A 16,131-nucleotide genomic window follows, 5' to 3' on the forward strand; every position below is an offset into this window, starting at 1 on the left:
TCATTCCCCGTACTTGATAAATTCAATCGCATGCGCCGGGGCGCTGCGTCTTAATGCGCACTCCAAGGCGCCGCTGGGATTGCCCCCGAACGTTTCGCCGAAGTAGGCAGCACCGAAGCGACGCCCGAGTCGGCGACGCGGCCCAGTGTCCAGCGTCCACATGAATTGAGCTGCCCAGGTGCCAAAGCGGGCCGAGCCGAAACGCGAGCGCCCAAAGCGCGGCGCCCGGTGTTCGATTACCTGGGCATTCGGATACCCCTGGGTGATGGCCAGCTCTACGAAGTAGGCCCGCGACTGGCCCCCCACCTCTGTCAGGCGACGGCGCACAGCAAGCTGACGATCCTCGAACTTGGGAGCCTCGCCCATGCATGGGTCCGGCAGGAACATCACCCGCTCCCAGTCAGGCACCAGTTCGCGCACGGTGTCGGGATTCGATTCGGCCAGCAGGTCCTGGGCACGCACGTCCTCGACCGCGAGCAGCTCGGCACCGGCCAGCAGCAGCTGGTCAATCCCGCGATTGAACTCCAGATCCCAGGCAGGCCCTGGCGGCAACAGGCTGCGCAGCTGCGCGTGGTAGTCGGCGGTGGTTCTCAACGCCATAACACACCCCCATAGGTGAGCAGCTCATTCGGTGCCGCCTGGACGTTGCCCGCCGGGCTCAGTACCTGGTGGTCGCGCTCACCTGCCGCCCCACTGATCGCCTCCCGGACATGCGAGAGCAGCAGCTCGGCTCCCAAACCGGATTCGCGCTGATGCAGCTCCACGAGCTCGGCCTCCACGGCGCGGCGCACTGCAGAACTGTCGGGGCTCACCTTGATTTCGTACTGCACCGGCTTCTCAACCGGAGGCAGCACGTATACCTCTGCCGTCACCGGGCGTTCCTGCTCGATGTACTCCTGCACCACGGCGCAGGCTTCGGGCGTGGGAATCGGGTCGATGTCGTTGTCACGCACAAAGAACACGCCCACCGTGCCCGGCCCCATCCAGCGTCGAACGATCCAGGCCCGCGTCACGCCCGGCACTTCCAGCGCCCAGGTCTCGTAATCGCTTTGACTGCCACCGTGCGGAATGACGCGGTACGAGCGAATCACCCGAGCGCGCAGCGCCTCGATGCTCTCCTGCTCGGTACCGCCACCCAAGCCAGGGGCTGCAACCTTGGCCACGTCGTTGACGCCGAGCACCGGCGAAACCAGCCTCAGCGTGACGCCCGGCGGGGTGTTACCGAGTTGGCCTGGTTCGACCGCTGCGACTTCCAGCGCGACGCCGGCAGCGGCCAGGGTGCCGCCGATCACTACTCGAAATAACAGGCCATCGTCGCGCTGCAGTAGCACCCCGGCATCGATCACGGCTCCGGGCGCGCCCGTGAAGGCTGCGCTACCGGTGGCGGATACCGCCGGCAACCGATCACGCTTGAGGCGGGCCGCCGCCATCCGGCGCAGGGTGTCTTCGTCAGCCGTGTCCGGCAGGATCTGGTCAGCAATGTATTTCTGTTGGCCGTATCGCCCGTAGGACGCAGCCGCCAACACCCGAGCCAGCACCTCGGCATCGCTGCGCTGCAGCGCCGTGGAGCCCGCCAGCGCCGCTTGCTCGCGGCTGATCAGCTCGGGCAGGTTTGGAATATCAAACGGCATGTATCACCTGCCATAGATTGTCGAGTTTCAGGTCCACCTGCCCGCCATCGCGTAGGCTGATGACGACGGCAAGGTCGAGTCGGTCGATGCCCCGGGTAACGGCCACAGCCACGTCGGAGACGCGGCCATCGTCCAGCATCCAGGCCAGTGACTCGCGGGCGAAGGTTTCTGCGTCTCGCAGCGTGGCGTCGGTCAAGGTGCGCCGGCGCAACTGCCACAGCCGCGAACCAATGCGGTCATTCGCCACGCTGGGGAAACTGTCACCCCACCAGCCGTGGCGCTCGTTGTCATCGAGCACGTCGTCAGCCTCGGCGCGGCGCCAGGTCAGCAGGCTGATCACCGCTGCCCGCCGCCAGGCGCTTTCGGAGGCGTCATCGAGCAGCGTCATGCTGCCCCCTCGGGCTTGGCCGTCAGCTTGTCGCCCACGGCAACACCGCCGTGCAGGTGGTTGATCTGGCTGATTGAGCCGGCGATCTGGTCGCCGGCCGACACGATGCGGCCGGTGGTACGGATCTCGGGGCTGTCGATCTCGACCGCCGTTGCCGCATTGATCTTGAAGGTCCGGGTTGTCAGCTCCACCACGTTGCCGCGCTTGAAGACCAACGTGTCCTTTTAGTCGGTGTAGATGGCCACCTCCCCGGCCTGCAGCTCGGCGATCCGGAACTGACGGTCGGCGACGCAGATGACCACGCCGTGGGAGCGGTCGCCGTTGAAGAACAGCGACAGGCCTTCGGCGCCAGGATGGGGGTGAGCGCTGAACCCGTAGGGTTCGAAGTGCTCCATGCCGTCTTTCACCTCGTCGGCGTGCAGCCGCATCTGCAGGGTCTGCATCTGGCTGCCGGCGTTGACCAAGGAGACAACGCCACGGGTCACCAGATTGCGGATCTGTCTCAAAGGGTTCATGGCGCGGGCTTCCAGTCAGCGGGGATCAGGTACTCGAAGTTGTCGGCCTTGCCGCCCTTCTTGAGCTTGCGTGCCTTGTGCGGGTCTTTCGGCTCGGGGTCGAAGCCATCGGGCGGGCCGACGGTGATGTTGCAGATCGTGCCGGCGTCCAAGCTGTACTCGATCTCACTGATCAACATGTCGCGGTCGATCCCAAGCACCGGGTCTACGATGCGCACCAGCATGTTCGGCAGCCACAGCGCACCGTTGGACTGCCGCCAGCCTTGCACCTGGTACTTGAGGGTCAGCGCCTTCCCCATTCGGTTGCCGCGCTCCCAGTTCGCCCGCGCACTGGCCAGTTCCGGCGTCATCTGCCCGCTTTCATGGATCAGCAACACCCGCCTGCGCGCCGCTCGGGGATCGGTGACGGCGGCCTTCACCTCGCTTGCCTGCTCGGCGCGCTCGCCATCGGCGCCGGAGCGCTGCCCGGTAACCCGGTACTCGGAGAACACCCCCGAGAAATCCAGATCCGCTTCACCGCTCAGCAGGTTTTCGCCCAGCACCAGACTGTCGACGGCATGGCCGGCGCTGCCCGGCTTGATGATCACCAGCCGACCGCGTGGGTCATCGGTGGACAGCAGGCGCGAGAGCGTCAGCAGGCGGTCGATGGATTCGAACGTGGTTTCCCCAGGCTCGATGGTGTGGTCGGCCAGCTTGCCGGTGTCCGGCACCTGGCTGCGCACCGCGATGTTGTAGTCGCTGGCCAGCGAGGTGACGATCCGCTGCACGCTCTGTCCTTTCCACTGCCCTGGCTTGTTCACTGCAGAGCAGTCCACCAGGTCAGCGGTCAGTGAGCGGCCGCTGATCGAGCGCGTCACCTGCCGGGCGTCGTAGCGTACCGGCGTGGCGAAGACCCAGCCGGTCAGCACCAGGTCTTCGCCGATCAGCACTTCGCAGCGGTCACCCTGGCGAATCGGGATTTCTTGGGCCTGGCCGGGCCACTGCCACGTCACATCGAGGCTGAAATCCCGGGCTTGGCGCTCGATGCCGGCGCCGATGCGGACTTTCTTCCAGCCGCCATAATCCATGCCGTTCACGCGCAGCGTGACAGCGTTCAATGGGTTCATTCGTTACTCCTGTGCGACGCGCAGGGTGTCCGCCGGCAGGAAGCCGGGGTGTTTCACCGTGTTGCGCGAAACGATCTCGTCGGCGCGTGTGGCATCGCCATACAGCCGGTACGCCAGCACCACCGCCGGCAGGCTTTCTTTTGGGGTGACATCGACCAGGCGCACACCTGCCATGGCCACCTTCGTCAGATGAGCGCGCAGTTTCTTCTGGGTGCTCTGCAGCACGGCGAAATGCGCCGGCGGCGCGGTCAGCCCGGCTTGCCAGATCGCATCGCTAAGCGCGTCACGCAATGCCAGCACGGCGTCGGTGGTGGGCACCTCGGGACGCGTGATCGGCGTTCCCACCTGCTGCTCAAGCGTGGGCACCCCGGGCAGCGTCACCGGTGCCTGCACCACCGGCATTTGCGCGGCGATCTGCACGGCCTTGACCAGCAGCGCGTCACGTACCAGGTCGCGGGCGGCCTCCACGGCAGCCACGGTGGCTTGGCCACCAGCAGGCGGCGATGCCGCAGTCAGACCTGCCGCCGCCGTTGTTGCGTTGCTGGCCTGGCCGGCCAACACGGTAAACGCGGGCGCCTGATCCTCGTCGCCCGTCCACCGGCGGCCATCCCCGAAACCGGAGAACTGCGCGTCGACCATTGTGGCCAGGTTGTCGGGGAAGTTGGCCAGCAGGTCGGCCAGCGCCTTGACCGATGTGATCGCGCCGGCGATCTGCCCGAACTCACCCTGAATCGCCATCTGCACACCGGCGATACCGTTCTGCAGCTGCACCGCGGCGATCCGCACTCGGTTGACCACGGCCATGGCGGCCCGGTAGCGCGCAATCGCCGAGTCGAGCCAACTCTCGGACTGGTCTTCCAGCTGTCGCGAGGTGTTGGGTACACCCACCGGATAGCCCTTCTCCCCGGCCTCGATAAAGTCCAGCTCGAAGCGCACCATGCCACCGGCCTTGCGGTCGTGCGATACGTCGCAGCCATCGCCGGCGGTGACCTGCATGCGTCCGAACCAAGGGTGTACCAACTCCCCGGGGCCAGGCTGGTTCAGCGCGTGCAGGAGGTTGTCGCGCTGGAAGAAGCAATCGTCTCCGATGACGAAGGCGGTCAGCTTGACCCGTAGCGTCTGCGCGCCCATGTCTTCCACCAGCGGCTTGTCCCGTTGCGGGTATTCGTGCAGTTGGACACGGCGCCCTACCGGCGTTGAATCGGCGTCGACAAAGAAACCCACCCCACGGAAGGACGCGGGGTGCAACTGATCGCGCCACGTTTGCTCAGCCATGCATCACCTCGCGAGCGATCGATAGCCGACGTTCTGCGAAACAGACACGCCGGGCTGGTTGGTCTTGGCTTCCTCCACCCGCATGCCGGGTGGGGCGTTTTCGAAGCGCACCGCAATGGAGCCTTCCAGGCCTTGCTTCTGACCTTGGGCTGCCTGCTGCACGAGGGAGCCCGGTGCCGGCCCGCCCGGGGCACGCAACAGGCTGGCCGTGCCCACGGCCGGAGCCTTGAGCAGGTCGGCGGTGGCAGGAATGCCGAGCCGGGTGCTCATGGCCTGCTGCTGGGCCGCCGCCTGCTGGCCCGCATTGGCGGCCAGCAACGCACCATCGCCCTGCCCTACGGCCTCACCGTTCCTCACGTTCTGCGCATACGCAGCGCGCTGCATAGTGGCGGTGATGCCTTCGCCTTTGCCTTCATCATCCATGCCCATGAACTTCATCATCGGCTCGATGAACTTACGCACCCTGTCCCAGATGCCCTTGAAGAACCCGACGATGGGTTCCCAGTTCTTCATGATGAAGCCTAGCGGCGTCCAGGCAGCAAACTGCTTGAACAACTCCCAGACCGGCACGGTGTAGGCCTTGATCAGCTCCCACAGTGCCTCGAAGAACGGCCCCACGGTGTCCCAGTTGGCAATCAGGAAACCGGCGGCAAGCGCGATGCCGCGCACGATCATGCCGATAGGGCTCATGCTCGCGACCCCGTTCATCAGGGTCAACACTGCCGTGGCACCAGCAGTTGCCAGGCGCAACACCGTGAAGCCCACGGCTGCGCCAAGGATCCCCTTGATCAGCCCCGGGTGAGCAGCCGCCAGACCGGCAACCTGACTCACCAGCGGGCCAACGAATGCAAGGAAGTCGTTGAGCGGCGGCAGCAAGATCGAGCCAACCGAGATACCCAGCCGGGTCACCCGGTTCTGCAGCAGCTGCAGGGCATTGGCCGTGGTCGCCGCCCGCGCCGAGTACTCCGCCTCCATGGAACCGGCGAACTTGCCTTCGGCACCGACGTTCTTGAAGTTCTTCTGCAGCGTGTCGAGGCTGGTCAGCAACGGAGCGATGGCCCCCACCGACTCCTTGCCGAACAGATTGGTCAGTACCGCCGCCTGTTTGCTCTTCTCGACCTTGGCCAGCGTCTTGAGCACCTTGTTGATCGTGCCTTCGCTGTCCTTCTGCATACCCTCTGCGATCTCATTGGCATCCAGGCGCAACGCCTTGTAGGCCTCCCGCTGAGACTTCGTCGCTGCATTGCCAGCGGTCAGGGTCAGCATGAAGTTCTTGATGCCCGTGGCGGCCACATCCTGGGCAATACCCACCCCGGCCAGGGCCGAGCCCATCGCCGCCAGTTGCCCGGCGTTGACCCCGGCCACCTCGCCCAGCGGGCCAATGGCCGTCACGATGGCGGAGATCTGCGCCGTGCTGGCCGCGCCCGTATTGCCCAGGTAGTTGATCTTGTCGGCGAGGGTGACAACCTCGGCCTGGTTCAGGTGAAACGCAGTCCGCCACTTCGCCATCATCTCGCCCGATTGCTCGGCGGTCTGGTCGAAGGCAACCCCCATCTTCACCGCGTCCTCGGCGAACTGGTTCAGCTCTGCCCGAGCGATACCCGACTGACCGCCGGCCGCGACAATCGCCGCAATGCCGTCAGCCGCCATAGGCAAACGCTCGGACAGGTCGAGCACGTCGGTGCTCATGGCCTGGAACTGCTCGGGCGTTTCGAAGTCGACGACCTTCTTGACGTCGGCCATGGCGCTTTCGAAGTTGATCGCCGCCTTGACCCCCATCACGAACGGGGCCGCCATGGCCCCGCCCTGGACTGCATCGGCGAAAGTGATCTTGCCAAGCCCTGAGGCGTTGATCTGCTTGCGCAGCGTGGCCACGTTCTTGCGCACGCCGGTCAGCACCGGCGAAAGCTTGTCGACGCCGGTGATCAGCGCCTTGAGCTGGAATTTATCCGCCATCCCCTGCCCCTACTAGTGATTGAATCCGGCTCGCGTTGGCGTAGCCCTCCAGCAGGTCGTCCAGCGACCAGTCCTTGACATGCTCGGGGCTGAGCTTCCAGTACCAGGCGAGGTCGTAGACCAGCTGTGTCAGGCCGCCGAGGCTTCCTCCTTCGCTTCCTTCTTCTTCGGGGATGCCATGAAAAAACCGGCCAGCGCCCAGGCGACGGTGTTGAGGTCCATCACCTCCAACTGGTCAACCGAACTGCTGGGAATTCCGGCACAGACCACGATGTACTTGGCAGCCACATCGAGATTGAGGCCAACCGACTCGTCCTTCTCGATGCGGTAGGGCAACTGGCCGATTTGTCGGCACTCTCGCGTCGTAGGGCGGCGCAGGGTCAGCTCGGTAAGCGGCTCGCCGTGAGCCTGGATGGGGGTGTCAAGTTTGATGGTGGTGGTCATTACTGCCAGTCTCCCGAAACGCCTTCGAAGTTGAGTGAAACCTTGCCATCGTCGCCGGTCACGTTGACGTCATCGACCGTGTAGGCGCCGGACAGCACATAGCTGCTGCCGTCCTTGAACTCGGCGGTAATGGTCATGTTGGTGGCCTCGGCGATCTTGGCGAACGGGAAGCCCGGGGTTTTAACCGCGTCGACCTTGAGGAACGGGGCGCGATCTTCTTCTTTGAAATAGCCAGGCGTGATGGTTTCGCGCTTGACCTTGGACAGCGGCGCTTCGACGCCGCCAGTGATAATCAACTGGGCACCGTCCACTTTGATGTAACAGGTGCCCGCGACTTTCTGACCCATAAAAAGCCCTCATGAAAAAGCCCGCACGCGGCGGGCTTGGGATAGATGGGACGCGGATCAGGCCGCGTCGGCGGGGTATTGCAGGCGGAACTGGTACAGCAGCGCGAACACGCGCAGCTGGTTGACCAGATCCGGCGGATACAGCACGTTCAGGCGGTTGGGATTGGTGGTGTCCCGCTCCACGATCAGGTTGGCCTTGAACGCCTCGGTGTTCTCCACGATGCCCAGGCTTTCGAGGTAGCGATAACCGGCAATCAGCTCGCCACGGATCACCAATGGCGTGACGATGGCCTGGCCAGGCCCGAAGACCGTGCCGTCGTTGGCCAGCTTGTGACGGCCGTACTTGCTGGTGATAATGCTGGCCAGGTAACGCAGCACGTAGGCCGTCTGGTGCAGCGGTTCGCTGTCCAGAAACGAATCATCGACCTGGCCGTAGGCGTTCTTCTGGTAGGTAGTCACGGCGCGCTGCAGGCGCATGTAACCACCTTCGTAGTACGCCGTGCCGATGCCGTGACTCAGCAGAGATTGGCGCTCGGTCAGCATGAAGCGCTCGCTGGACTTGGCCGGATCCAGCCCCGGCAGTGTACCGGTCTGTGTCGGCCGGGCCGGGTCGGCACTGATGAACACCGCCGTGCGCGCTGCAACCTGCGCCGCGACCACCCACACCGGCTGCGGCACGCCGGTTTCGAAGCCGATGATGGTCATGTGCGGGTCGTTACGCTGACTACCCAACGCGACCAGTTGGCCGAGGGTGCCGCGCTTGGCGCTGTAGACGTGGCCCCACAGCTGTTTCGACCAGGACCAGCGACCGCTGTTTTCGTCCATGGCGTCTTTCCAGGCGTCCAGGGTGTCAGCGTCAGTCCAGGGTTGCGCGCAGAACTCGAACGGCTCGTCACCCAAGGCTGCCAGCAACGGCGCCATATCAGGGCTGCCCACGCCGCCAGTCATCACGGCGACGGCCAAGGTCAGCCCCTGCGGGGTTTCCTCGCCATTCGCCCGCCCCAGGCGGTTCAGCTCGACGCGCACATCATTGCCCAGCTCGCCCTTGAACTTTGCTTCCAGGGTGACCACCCCACCGGCAGCCGTCGCGGTCACCGGCAGGTCGAGCATGGCATTCACGCTGGCAGCAACTGCCGTGGCCACCGCTGCCGCGCTCATGGTCGCAGTAGCCGTGGTGCGCACCCGGGTTCCGCCGATGTACAGATTGACCAGGCCGGCGGCAGACGCCGTGCCCGTTACCGTAACGGTAGCCTTGGCAGTGGCGCCTTCGCTGACCTTCACCGGCAGGCACCAGACCTCCCCCGCCACGTCGATGGCGCGATGGGCCGCGAACATCGTCGCCAACATCGAGCCAGGGCCACCAATTTCGACGGCCTCGGCCTGCCGGGACACCAGCACCAGACCACCGATCTCGGCGCTGTCGGCATCGTCGTTGACCTGGCCGACGATCAGCCGCCGCAGGGCACCGGCAGCGCCGCTATTGGCCATGCTGTTGTCGACCTCGGCATAGAACAGCGGCACCTTCAGGTCGCTGGGGATGAAGCTGAACGGGACACTCATGCCTGGGACTCCTTCGCGGCCTTCTTGGTTTCGACCGGCACTACATCGCCTGCATCGAGACGACGTTGCCAGTACGCGTTATGCGGGACCGAATCCCCCGCTTCAGGCAGCAACACGCCACCCTTTTCCGGTATCGGGCACGCACGGCCCGAGGCCGGCTTGACCTTGATCTGTTTCATTGGGGGAAGTCCTCGTGAATCTCGAAATCGATTCGGCCATCAGGGCCGACGGGTGGGTGGCTGTCGACACGAAGGTTGAAGCCCTCCAGTGCCGGCAGGCCGGCCAGCTGCCATTCCTGCCAAGTCTGCGGCTTGCCTTCGCCGGCCTGATCCCAGCGGCCGAGCTGAAAATCGGCATAGAAGCGATAGCGGTAGACCATGCGGTCGCGGTCGAGCAGCAATAGCTGGCCGCCGTCGTACAGCAAAGGCCCCGATTCGTTGTCGGGCTCGAAGCCCACCAAGACGCGCCACACCTGGGCGCGCACGTCGTGCAGCACGTCGACCACCGACTGCCCGCGCTCATCGTCGGTCGGCAGTACAACGCAGACGTCGATCACGTCGCGAACAGCCTGGGTGTAAACGTTCTTCGCTTGCGGCTCATCGGCCGAATCGCCAACGGCGATCACATAGGCCGCCGGCGGGGGCATCTTGGCGCTGTCGGCGGTCGGATCCCAATCCAGACCACCAGCCACGCGCCCTTCGAAGCCAGGCGCATAGGCGCGCAGCTGCTCGATCACAGGCGTGATTTTCATTTCAGGTACTCAGTTGAGCAGCGCGGCGGCAAAGGCCTGCTGCAGGATGCGTTGCACCTCGGCGCGGCTGTCGACCAGGGCGTCGGTCATGTAGTTGTCGCGGGGCTTGATCCGCCACCCGCCCCCACTCTTGCGGCGCACGCCGTAGTGCAGGTAAGCCGGGTAATACTCCTTCATGCTCGTGGTCTTGCTGGGTGCGACACGCACCAGAAATCCCGAGCGCGACACCTTGTAGCCGATGGAGTCGGTAGTGGCCCCACTCCTGTTGACTGGGTAGCCGTCCTGGCCACCGCCGAGCGCCAGATTCATCTGCGCCCGGCCGGTAATCAGTTGGCCAACCTTGCGCATGCCGGCGCGGATCTTTCGCTTGTTGAAGGCCTCTTGGTCGAACTTGTCGAAGCCCTCGACATGCAGATAGCCGTCAATCGAAACGGAGTTGGCCACGGCCACCTCCCGCCGGCGCATTCGCCGCCTGCAGCTCCTCGACCTCGATCACCGACCACACCTGCCGCCCGCGCATACCGGTAGCCCGCTTGACGCGGAACACCCGGCCGCCGGCGACCAGTTCATGCCGCGTGTCCAGGTCACGCACGAACCGGCAATAGATCCGATGCGTGATAGTCGTGCCGGTCTGCACCGACCCGGTGTAGGTGGCCGTGCCTAACGGCTCGATCTTGCACCAGCGTTTGGCTACCGGCTCGAAATTTGACTCAAGGCCTGCAGAGCCTTTTGGCGTGTCGCTGCGGATGCGCACCACCGCCCGGGTGCGCAGTTCGCCCGCTTCCGGCTCCCTCACAGCGTGAACCAGCGGTAAGGCTGCACCAGGGCGTCATAGGCCAGCGGCAGCGCCTTGGTGCCGTTGCTGGTCGACTCGGTGACCGGCTCGCGGTTGCGGTGCCAGTGGGCGACCAACAGCAGCATGGCCAGCGCCACGTCGTCCGTTACGGGTAACGCGTTCTCCGAAGCATCGAGCGGCAACAGCCCACGTAGGTAGGCTTCATCGCCGGTCGCGTCTGCCGGCGCGTCGGCCGGCAGCGTGACCCAGTACAACCGCCGGCCGCTGTCCTTCTCGACCTGGCGACGCGCTGCGCGGGCGTAGGCCTGCAGCAGCGTGTCTTCCTCGGTTTCGTCCAGCTCCAGCTTGCAATGGCTCTTGATCTGCTCAAGCGTCAGCATGGGCACCCCTCAGGCGGTCTTGCCCACCAGGTGCTTGATGGCGGCCGTGTCCTGCAGCACCAGGCCGAAGCGCACGAACGCCAGGAAGCCGACCTGGCCGTACTCGGCGTAACGCTCCACCAGGCGCTTGAGGGTCAGGCTGCGGACCGCGCGCAGCACCAGTTCGTTGAAGTCGCCGGCATACATGAATTTCTTGCCGGCGCCGATATCGGCGATGGCCTGATCGATCACGTACTGATGCTTGAGGATGGTGGCCGGACGGTCGCTGTCGATGCCGGGCAGCCACAGCGGACGGTTGTTGGCGTCCACCATTTCTTCCATCGCCTGCAGCGTCTTGTCGTTGAACGCCAAGCGGAACTTGGCGGCCGCACGATACGCCGGGTCAATGGAGTGAATCAGGCTGTTGACCTCCTGCCAGGTAAAGGCGGTGGCCTTGGCCGTCATGGCACCTTGAGGGGTCGAGTATTCCAGGCCCTTCGGCTGCGCCGGCGCATCGGCGGTTTCGCCGGTACCGGTGCCCTGGACGATCAGGCGGTTACGGGTACGCGACACGCGCTTACCGATACGGCCGGCCAGGTAGCCTTCCATGTCAATGCCCGAGTCCTGCAGCAGCTGTTCAGAGACGCGGATGATCTTCGAGCTGATGGTGTGCGACCCCATGGTGCCCATCCCGAACTCGACATCCTTTTCGCCGGCGGGCTTGTTCTCGCCGATCAGCTCGCCTTCTTCCTCGCCGCCGTTGCTGGTGGCCCAGGCGATAGGCGCGCCGTTGTCGGTCTGCAGCAGCTGGCACACCGAAGCAATACCGCCGTAGGTCACCAGCGATTCGATCACCTTGGCCTGCAGGGTGGTCGGTACGGTGAAACCGCCTGCCTCGTTCGGATTGGTGCCTTGAGCACGCATTTCCAGAACCACGGAACGCTGCTCGGGGGTCAGATACTCCAGGCCGCGACGTACCCAGTTATCCCAGGCGCTGCGCTGCTCAGCTTCCGCCTCGTTCTTCGGCGCGCCGGCCGGACGCTCACGGTCCAGACCTTCGACAAAGCTCTGATCCTGGGCGCGCAGCTCTTCTTCACGCTCGATCTTCTCGCGCAGCCCCTTGAGGTCGGCTTTCATGCCTTCCCACTTGGCGCGGACTTCGCCGGTCCAACCGTCGTCCGGGGTGGTGTCATGCAGCGAGCGCATTTCGGCCGACAGCTTGTTATAGGCTTCTTTCATTTGTTGCAGGGTCATAGCTCCCCCTTGGGATCACAGTTCAGTTAGGTCAAGCAGGCGCTCGCGGGCCTCGCGCTCAAAATGTGCGCGGGCTTCGTCGCCTTCGGTTTGCGCCTGCTTCCAGGCAGTCAGGGAGCGCTGGGCAGCGCTGGAGTCGGGGTAAGCCGGGAACGCCACCGGCCCTACGTCGCGCAGCTCGGCGATCTTGAAGATCGTGCGCACGATCAGACCGTCTTTCTCCTCGTGCCAGGTGTCGCCACCCTTGGCCACGCGCATGGCGAAGCTGCTGCCGCTCATGTCGCCACGGCGCAGCGGCTCGACCACCAGGTCGCGGATGGTCTGCGTATTGGGCGTATCGATTTCGTAGGCCAGGCCGCGTTCATCCACGGTCAGGCGCAGCGTGCCGCTGGCCGTGCGGCCCAGCAGGTAGGTCGGGTCGTGGTTGAACAGCGCTCGGGTGTCCTGGTTCAGCACGTCGTCAAACGCGCCCGGGGCGATGATCTCCACGAAGGTGCCGCCCAACAGGTCGCTACGCTGGTTGAAGACAGCGGCATAGCCGGCGATCTTCGGCGCGCTGCCCTGCTCATCCGGCTGGACAGCACGAAGCTCGCAATGCTGCGCCTGCAGCATGCGTTGTTCGAATTCACTCATGGGTTATTCCTGCTTCGTTACGGGTAACGGCTTGCCGTCGGCGCCGAGCAGCTGCGTGTTGACGTTGAGCAGCATCGAGTCGAGGCCTTCCAGCTGATTGAGGTCTTCCAGCACGCGCACTTCGTTGCGGCTCATCCAGCCATCCTGAATGGCGATGCGGTAGAACTCGGCGCGCTCTTTCGGGGTGCCGCGCAACAGGCCGGCCAGATTGAACTTGACGTAGTAGCCGGCCATGCGCTCGGCGCGGGTGAAGACGCGGCGGTTTACTTCTTCCTCCCAGTTCTTCACCCACGGCATGACCGTATGGCGCACGAACTGGATGGCCTGTTCGCTGATGTTGGAAAACGTGGCCTTTTCCAGGTCGTTGATCATGTGCGCCGGCACGTTGAAGATGCTGGCAATCTCGCTGCGGGTCAGCTTGCGAGTCTCGAGAAACTGCGCATCCTCGGGCGCGATGGTCAGCGCCTTGTAATCGAGGTCGGCGGGCAACAACAGCGTCTTGTTGTCCGAACGTTTGAGCCGTTCCACGGCGGCGCGCCAGACCGTTTTCAGGCGCTCCCAGCTGGTGTTATCCAGCTTCCCGTCCTTGACGGTGACCAGTCCAGTCGGGCGGCCGCCACCTTCGAAAAACTCCTTGCCATAGCGCACCGTGGCCATGCCTAGGCCGATGGTGTCGGCGTTCTGCCGGATGGGGCTGATCCCCATGCGCCGGTGCGAGCCGATGGCGCGCAGGTGAATCATGTCCTCGGGTGACACCGCTAGCGGCGCGCCGTCCTCATCCTGGGTCGAATACACCCAGCGATTGCCGTTCTTCACCAGATCGGTGTGTTGCGGCTCGTGCATTTCCAGCGACAACAATTCACCGCGGCGACTGCGCACCGTGCGCGTGTAGCCGTTGCCCCAGCCGAGCACATGGGCTTGCTTGGTTTCCCGCCAGCGGTAGGAGGTCTGCCAGGTGTTAGGCTCATCGTGCAGCAGGTAATGGGCCGGATGGTCGGTGGCCACCTCGATCCGCCCGTTGACCTTGCGCAGCACGCTCAGCGGCAACTGGGCCATGGAGCTGGACAGCACGTAGATGCAGGCATACACCGCCGTCAGACGCATGGCCGAAGCCGGGCTGACGCTGATGCCCTGCCCTTCGAACAGGTATTCGGTCAGCTCCTTGCTGTTCATCGGCGTGCTGGGCACTTCCAAGCTGCTGCGCTGCTCGAACATCGCGCCCAGGATCATCGCCACACCGCCTTGGCGGCGCCGGCCACCAGCAGGCCGCCACCGACCATCAGGGCCACACCCGCCCCAAACTGGACGTAGAGGCCCGCGACGAACAGGCAAAAGCCTGCCGTCCCGATAGATTCAGGAAGCCATTTCATCGTAGGGGCTCACATAGCTAATAGGTCGTCTTCGGTCAGGCTGGCCAACAGCCCTTCCGGCTCAAATTCGCTGACCATGGCGCGGTTCATCGCCATCAGCGCGGCGACAATGCCGTCGATTTTGCGCATGTCAGTCTTGCCTTCGTCGGCCTTCATCGGCGTGATGCAGCCTTTGAACGGACGCACCACGACGTTTCCGGCCTGCCAGGCCAATACCGGGTCGCTGGAGTGGCGCACGCGACCGGACAGCAGCGCCGCTTCCAGCTCACGCATGGGCAGGTTCATGCTGGCCACGCCGCCGCCCATTTCGACTACATCGGCGCCGTCCTTCTGTAGCTGGTGGGCCAGCTGGGTGGCGCGCCATTTGTCGTAGGCCACTTCCTGCACATCGAACATGCCAGCGAATTCGCCCACCATGTCGCGCACCAGGTCGAAGTCCATTTCCTCGCCGTCGCAGACTTCCAGCAGGCCGGCGTTGGCCCAAGCCTCGTAAGCGGCCTTGTTGGGGCCGCCCCGCTCTATCGCGCCTTCGGGCAAGAACGACTTGCAGAAGATGGTCCAGCGGTTGACCCACTTGCCGCTCCCCGGGACCAGCTCCACCTTGTCCAGGAACACCAGCGACACCGCGCAGATATCCGATTTGCTGGCCAGGTCAATGCCAATCCAGCAGCGTTGCCCCAAGAACTGATCCAGGGTCAGCGTAGGGTCGCCGCACGCCTCCCAGTCGGCCATGTTCAGCCAGGCTTCCTTGGCGCTTACCCAGATGTTGAGGTGCTTGGTCTTGAACGCGTTTTGCCGTGACGGGTAACGCGTCGCATCAGCCTGGCGTTTCAGCAGGTACTCCGCCCCGACCGAGACGCCATAGTTGGGGTTGGCCTTGCGCAGGACCGCCGGGTCTTTCCAGTCGTCGTCCTCGTCAATCGTGTAGATGATCCCGAACAACTCATCGTTCGGCACCGTCCCTTCCAGCTTGTCGATCACCTGGGCGCGCTGCAGGTAGCACGGCCCGGCGATGTTGTAGCCCGCCGTGGTGATGGCGAACATCATCGGCTGATCACGGGCGCCCATGCCGGTCAGCATGGTTTCATAGAGCGCGGCCGAGGTGTGTTCGTGGAACTCGTCCACGATGGCACAGCTCGGCGACTGGCCGTCGCCGGGGTCGCCGATCAGCGGTTCGAACTTGCTTTCGTCACCGATCACCGACAGGTTCTTTGCCGCGACCTGGATACCGAAGGCCTCGACCAGTTCGGGGGTGCGTCGCACCATCTGCCGCGCCGGCTTGAACACCTCCCAGGCCTGCCGCTCGGTGGTCGCACCGCAATACACCTCGGCGCCGAACTCCCCGTCCATGACCAGCATGTACAGGCCGACACCAGCGGCCAGCACGCTCTTGCCGTTCTTGCGCGGCACCTCGATGTAAACCTCGCGGTACCGCCGGCGGCGGGTCTTCTTATCGACCCAACCGAAGATGCTGCAGAAGATAAACAGTTGCCACGGCTCAAGCTTGATCAGCTCGCGCAGCGCCGCCCATTTGCCCTTGGCGTGCGGCAGCAGCTGGATGAACACCGCCACCTGCTCGGCAGTGTCGCGGTCGAAGGTCCAGCGAAAATTACGCTTCTTCGATTTGGCCAGGTCCTCCAGATGGAGCTGACAGGCCCGGCGCACGTACTTGCATGCTGCGATCTTGCCGGCCACCACGTCACGGGCGTACTTGTTCGCCGCGTTTACGTTCGGGTAGCTGGCCAT

Annotated in this window: 19 protein-coding genes and 1 pseudogene; all 20 read right to left on the bottom strand. The window is 64.5% G+C overall.

What is annotated here, in order from left to right:
- A complete protein-coding gene (locus tag VUG52_RS16685) occupies window positions 1-600 on the bottom strand; it encodes a YmfQ family protein (protein ID WP_050706308.1) in 600 nt (199 codons plus the stop codon).
- A complete protein-coding gene (locus tag VUG52_RS16690) occupies window positions 591-1,631 on the bottom strand; it encodes a baseplate J/gp47 family protein (RefSeq protein WP_050706309.1) in 1,041 nt (346 codons plus the stop codon). The genes VUG52_RS16685 and VUG52_RS16690 overlap by 10 nt, the downstream gene beginning before the upstream one ends.
- Window positions 1,621-2,019, bottom strand: a complete 399-nt coding sequence (locus tag VUG52_RS16695) for a phage GP46 family protein (RefSeq protein ID WP_050706310.1) — start codon at window positions 2,017-2,019, stop codon at window positions 1,621-1,623. The genes VUG52_RS16690 and VUG52_RS16695 overlap by 11 nt, the downstream gene beginning before the upstream one ends.
- Window positions 2,016-2,534: pseudogene (locus VUG52_RS16700) on the bottom strand (phage baseplate assembly protein V). Before VUG52_RS16700 ends, VUG52_RS16695 begins: the two are co-directional and overlap by 4 nt.
- A complete protein-coding gene (locus VUG52_RS16705) occupies window positions 2,531-3,640 on the bottom strand; it encodes a phage baseplate assembly protein (RefSeq protein ID WP_050706312.1) in 1,110 nt (369 codons plus the stop codon). Before VUG52_RS16705 ends, VUG52_RS16700 begins: the two are co-directional and overlap by 4 nt.
- 3 nt (window positions 3,641-3,643) lie before the next feature.
- Window positions 3,644-4,915 carry a DNA circularization protein gene (locus VUG52_RS16710; protein ID WP_052895998.1) on the bottom strand — a complete coding sequence of 424 codons (1,272 nt, stop codon included), beginning with the start codon at window positions 4,913-4,915 and terminating at the stop codon, window positions 3,644-3,646.
- 3 nt (window positions 4,916-4,918) lie between these two features.
- On the bottom strand, window positions 4,919-6,871 hold the full coding sequence (locus tag VUG52_RS16715) for a phage tail tape measure protein (protein WP_050706314.1): 1,953 nt from the start codon (window positions 6,869-6,871) through the stop codon (window positions 4,919-4,921).
- Window positions 6,872-7,000: 129 nt separating this feature from the next.
- The gene (locus VUG52_RS16720) at window positions 7,001-7,315 is read right to left on the bottom strand and encodes a phage tail assembly protein (protein WP_050706315.1); all 315 of its coding nucleotides are present in this window, start codon (window positions 7,313-7,315) and stop codon (window positions 7,001-7,003) included.
- Window positions 7,315-7,662 (bottom strand): phage tail tube protein, encoded by a 348-nt coding sequence (locus tag VUG52_RS16725; protein WP_050706316.1) that lies wholly within the window; start codon window positions 7,660-7,662, stop codon window positions 7,315-7,317. The genes VUG52_RS16720 and VUG52_RS16725 overlap by 1 nt, the downstream gene beginning before the upstream one ends.
- A 57-nt stretch (window positions 7,663-7,719) precedes the next feature.
- A complete protein-coding gene (locus VUG52_RS16730) occupies window positions 7,720-9,222 on the bottom strand; it encodes a phage tail sheath subtilisin-like domain-containing protein (RefSeq protein ID WP_050706317.1) in 1,503 nt (500 codons plus the stop codon).
- Window positions 9,219-9,401 carry a DUF2635 domain-containing protein gene (locus tag VUG52_RS16735; protein WP_050706318.1) on the bottom strand — a complete coding sequence of 61 codons (183 nt, stop codon included), beginning with the start codon at window positions 9,399-9,401 and terminating at the stop codon, window positions 9,219-9,221. The genes VUG52_RS16730 and VUG52_RS16735 overlap by 4 nt, the downstream gene beginning before the upstream one ends.
- A complete protein-coding gene (locus VUG52_RS16740; protein ID WP_050706319.1) occupies window positions 9,398-9,973 on the bottom strand; it encodes a phage tail terminator protein in 576 nt (191 codons plus the stop codon). The genes VUG52_RS16735 and VUG52_RS16740 overlap by 4 nt, the downstream gene beginning before the upstream one ends.
- A 9-nt stretch (window positions 9,974-9,982) precedes the next feature.
- Window positions 9,983-10,417 carry a hypothetical protein gene (locus tag VUG52_RS16745; RefSeq protein ID WP_050706355.1) on the bottom strand — a complete coding sequence of 145 codons (435 nt, stop codon included), beginning with the start codon at window positions 10,415-10,417 and terminating at the stop codon, window positions 9,983-9,985.
- Window positions 10,395-10,769, bottom strand: a complete 375-nt coding sequence (locus VUG52_RS16750) for a head-tail adaptor protein (protein WP_050706320.1) — start codon at window positions 10,767-10,769, stop codon at window positions 10,395-10,397. Before VUG52_RS16750 ends, VUG52_RS16745 begins: the two co-directional genes overlap by 23 nt.
- Window positions 10,766-11,149, bottom strand: coding sequence for a head-tail connector protein (locus VUG52_RS16755; protein ID WP_050706321.1), 384 nt, complete (start codon window positions 11,147-11,149; stop codon window positions 10,766-10,768). Before VUG52_RS16755 ends, VUG52_RS16750 begins: the two co-directional genes overlap by 4 nt.
- A gap of 9 nt (window positions 11,150-11,158) precedes the next feature.
- A complete protein-coding gene (locus VUG52_RS16760; protein ID WP_050706322.1) occupies window positions 11,159-12,382 on the bottom strand; it encodes a phage major capsid protein in 1,224 nt (407 codons plus the stop codon).
- A gap of 15 nt (window positions 12,383-12,397) precedes the next feature.
- Window positions 12,398-13,015: an HK97 family phage prohead protease gene (locus VUG52_RS16765; protein ID WP_050706323.1), complete on the bottom strand. Its 618-nt coding sequence runs from the start codon at window positions 13,013-13,015 to the stop codon at window positions 12,398-12,400.
- Window positions 13,016-13,018: 3 nt separating this feature from the next.
- Complete coding sequence (locus VUG52_RS16770) at window positions 13,019-14,245, bottom strand: phage portal protein (protein ID WP_050706324.1); 1,227 nt, start codon at window positions 14,243-14,245, stop codon at window positions 13,019-13,021.
- Window positions 14,242-14,385 carry a hypothetical protein gene (locus VUG52_RS16775; protein ID WP_052896001.1) on the bottom strand — a complete coding sequence of 48 codons (144 nt, stop codon included), beginning with the start codon at window positions 14,383-14,385 and terminating at the stop codon, window positions 14,242-14,244. Before VUG52_RS16775 ends, VUG52_RS16770 begins: the two co-directional genes overlap by 4 nt.
- A gap of 9 nt (window positions 14,386-14,394) precedes the next feature.
- Window positions 14,395-16,131, bottom strand: coding sequence for a terminase large subunit (locus VUG52_RS16780; protein WP_050706325.1), 1,737 nt, complete (start codon window positions 16,129-16,131; stop codon window positions 14,395-14,397).

Origin of the sequence: Pseudomonas sp. LH21 (genome assembly GCF_036549575.1) — a bacterium.
GTDB classification, from domain to species: domain Bacteria; phylum Pseudomonadota; class Gammaproteobacteria; order Pseudomonadales; family Pseudomonadaceae; genus Aquipseudomonas; species Aquipseudomonas peradeniyensis.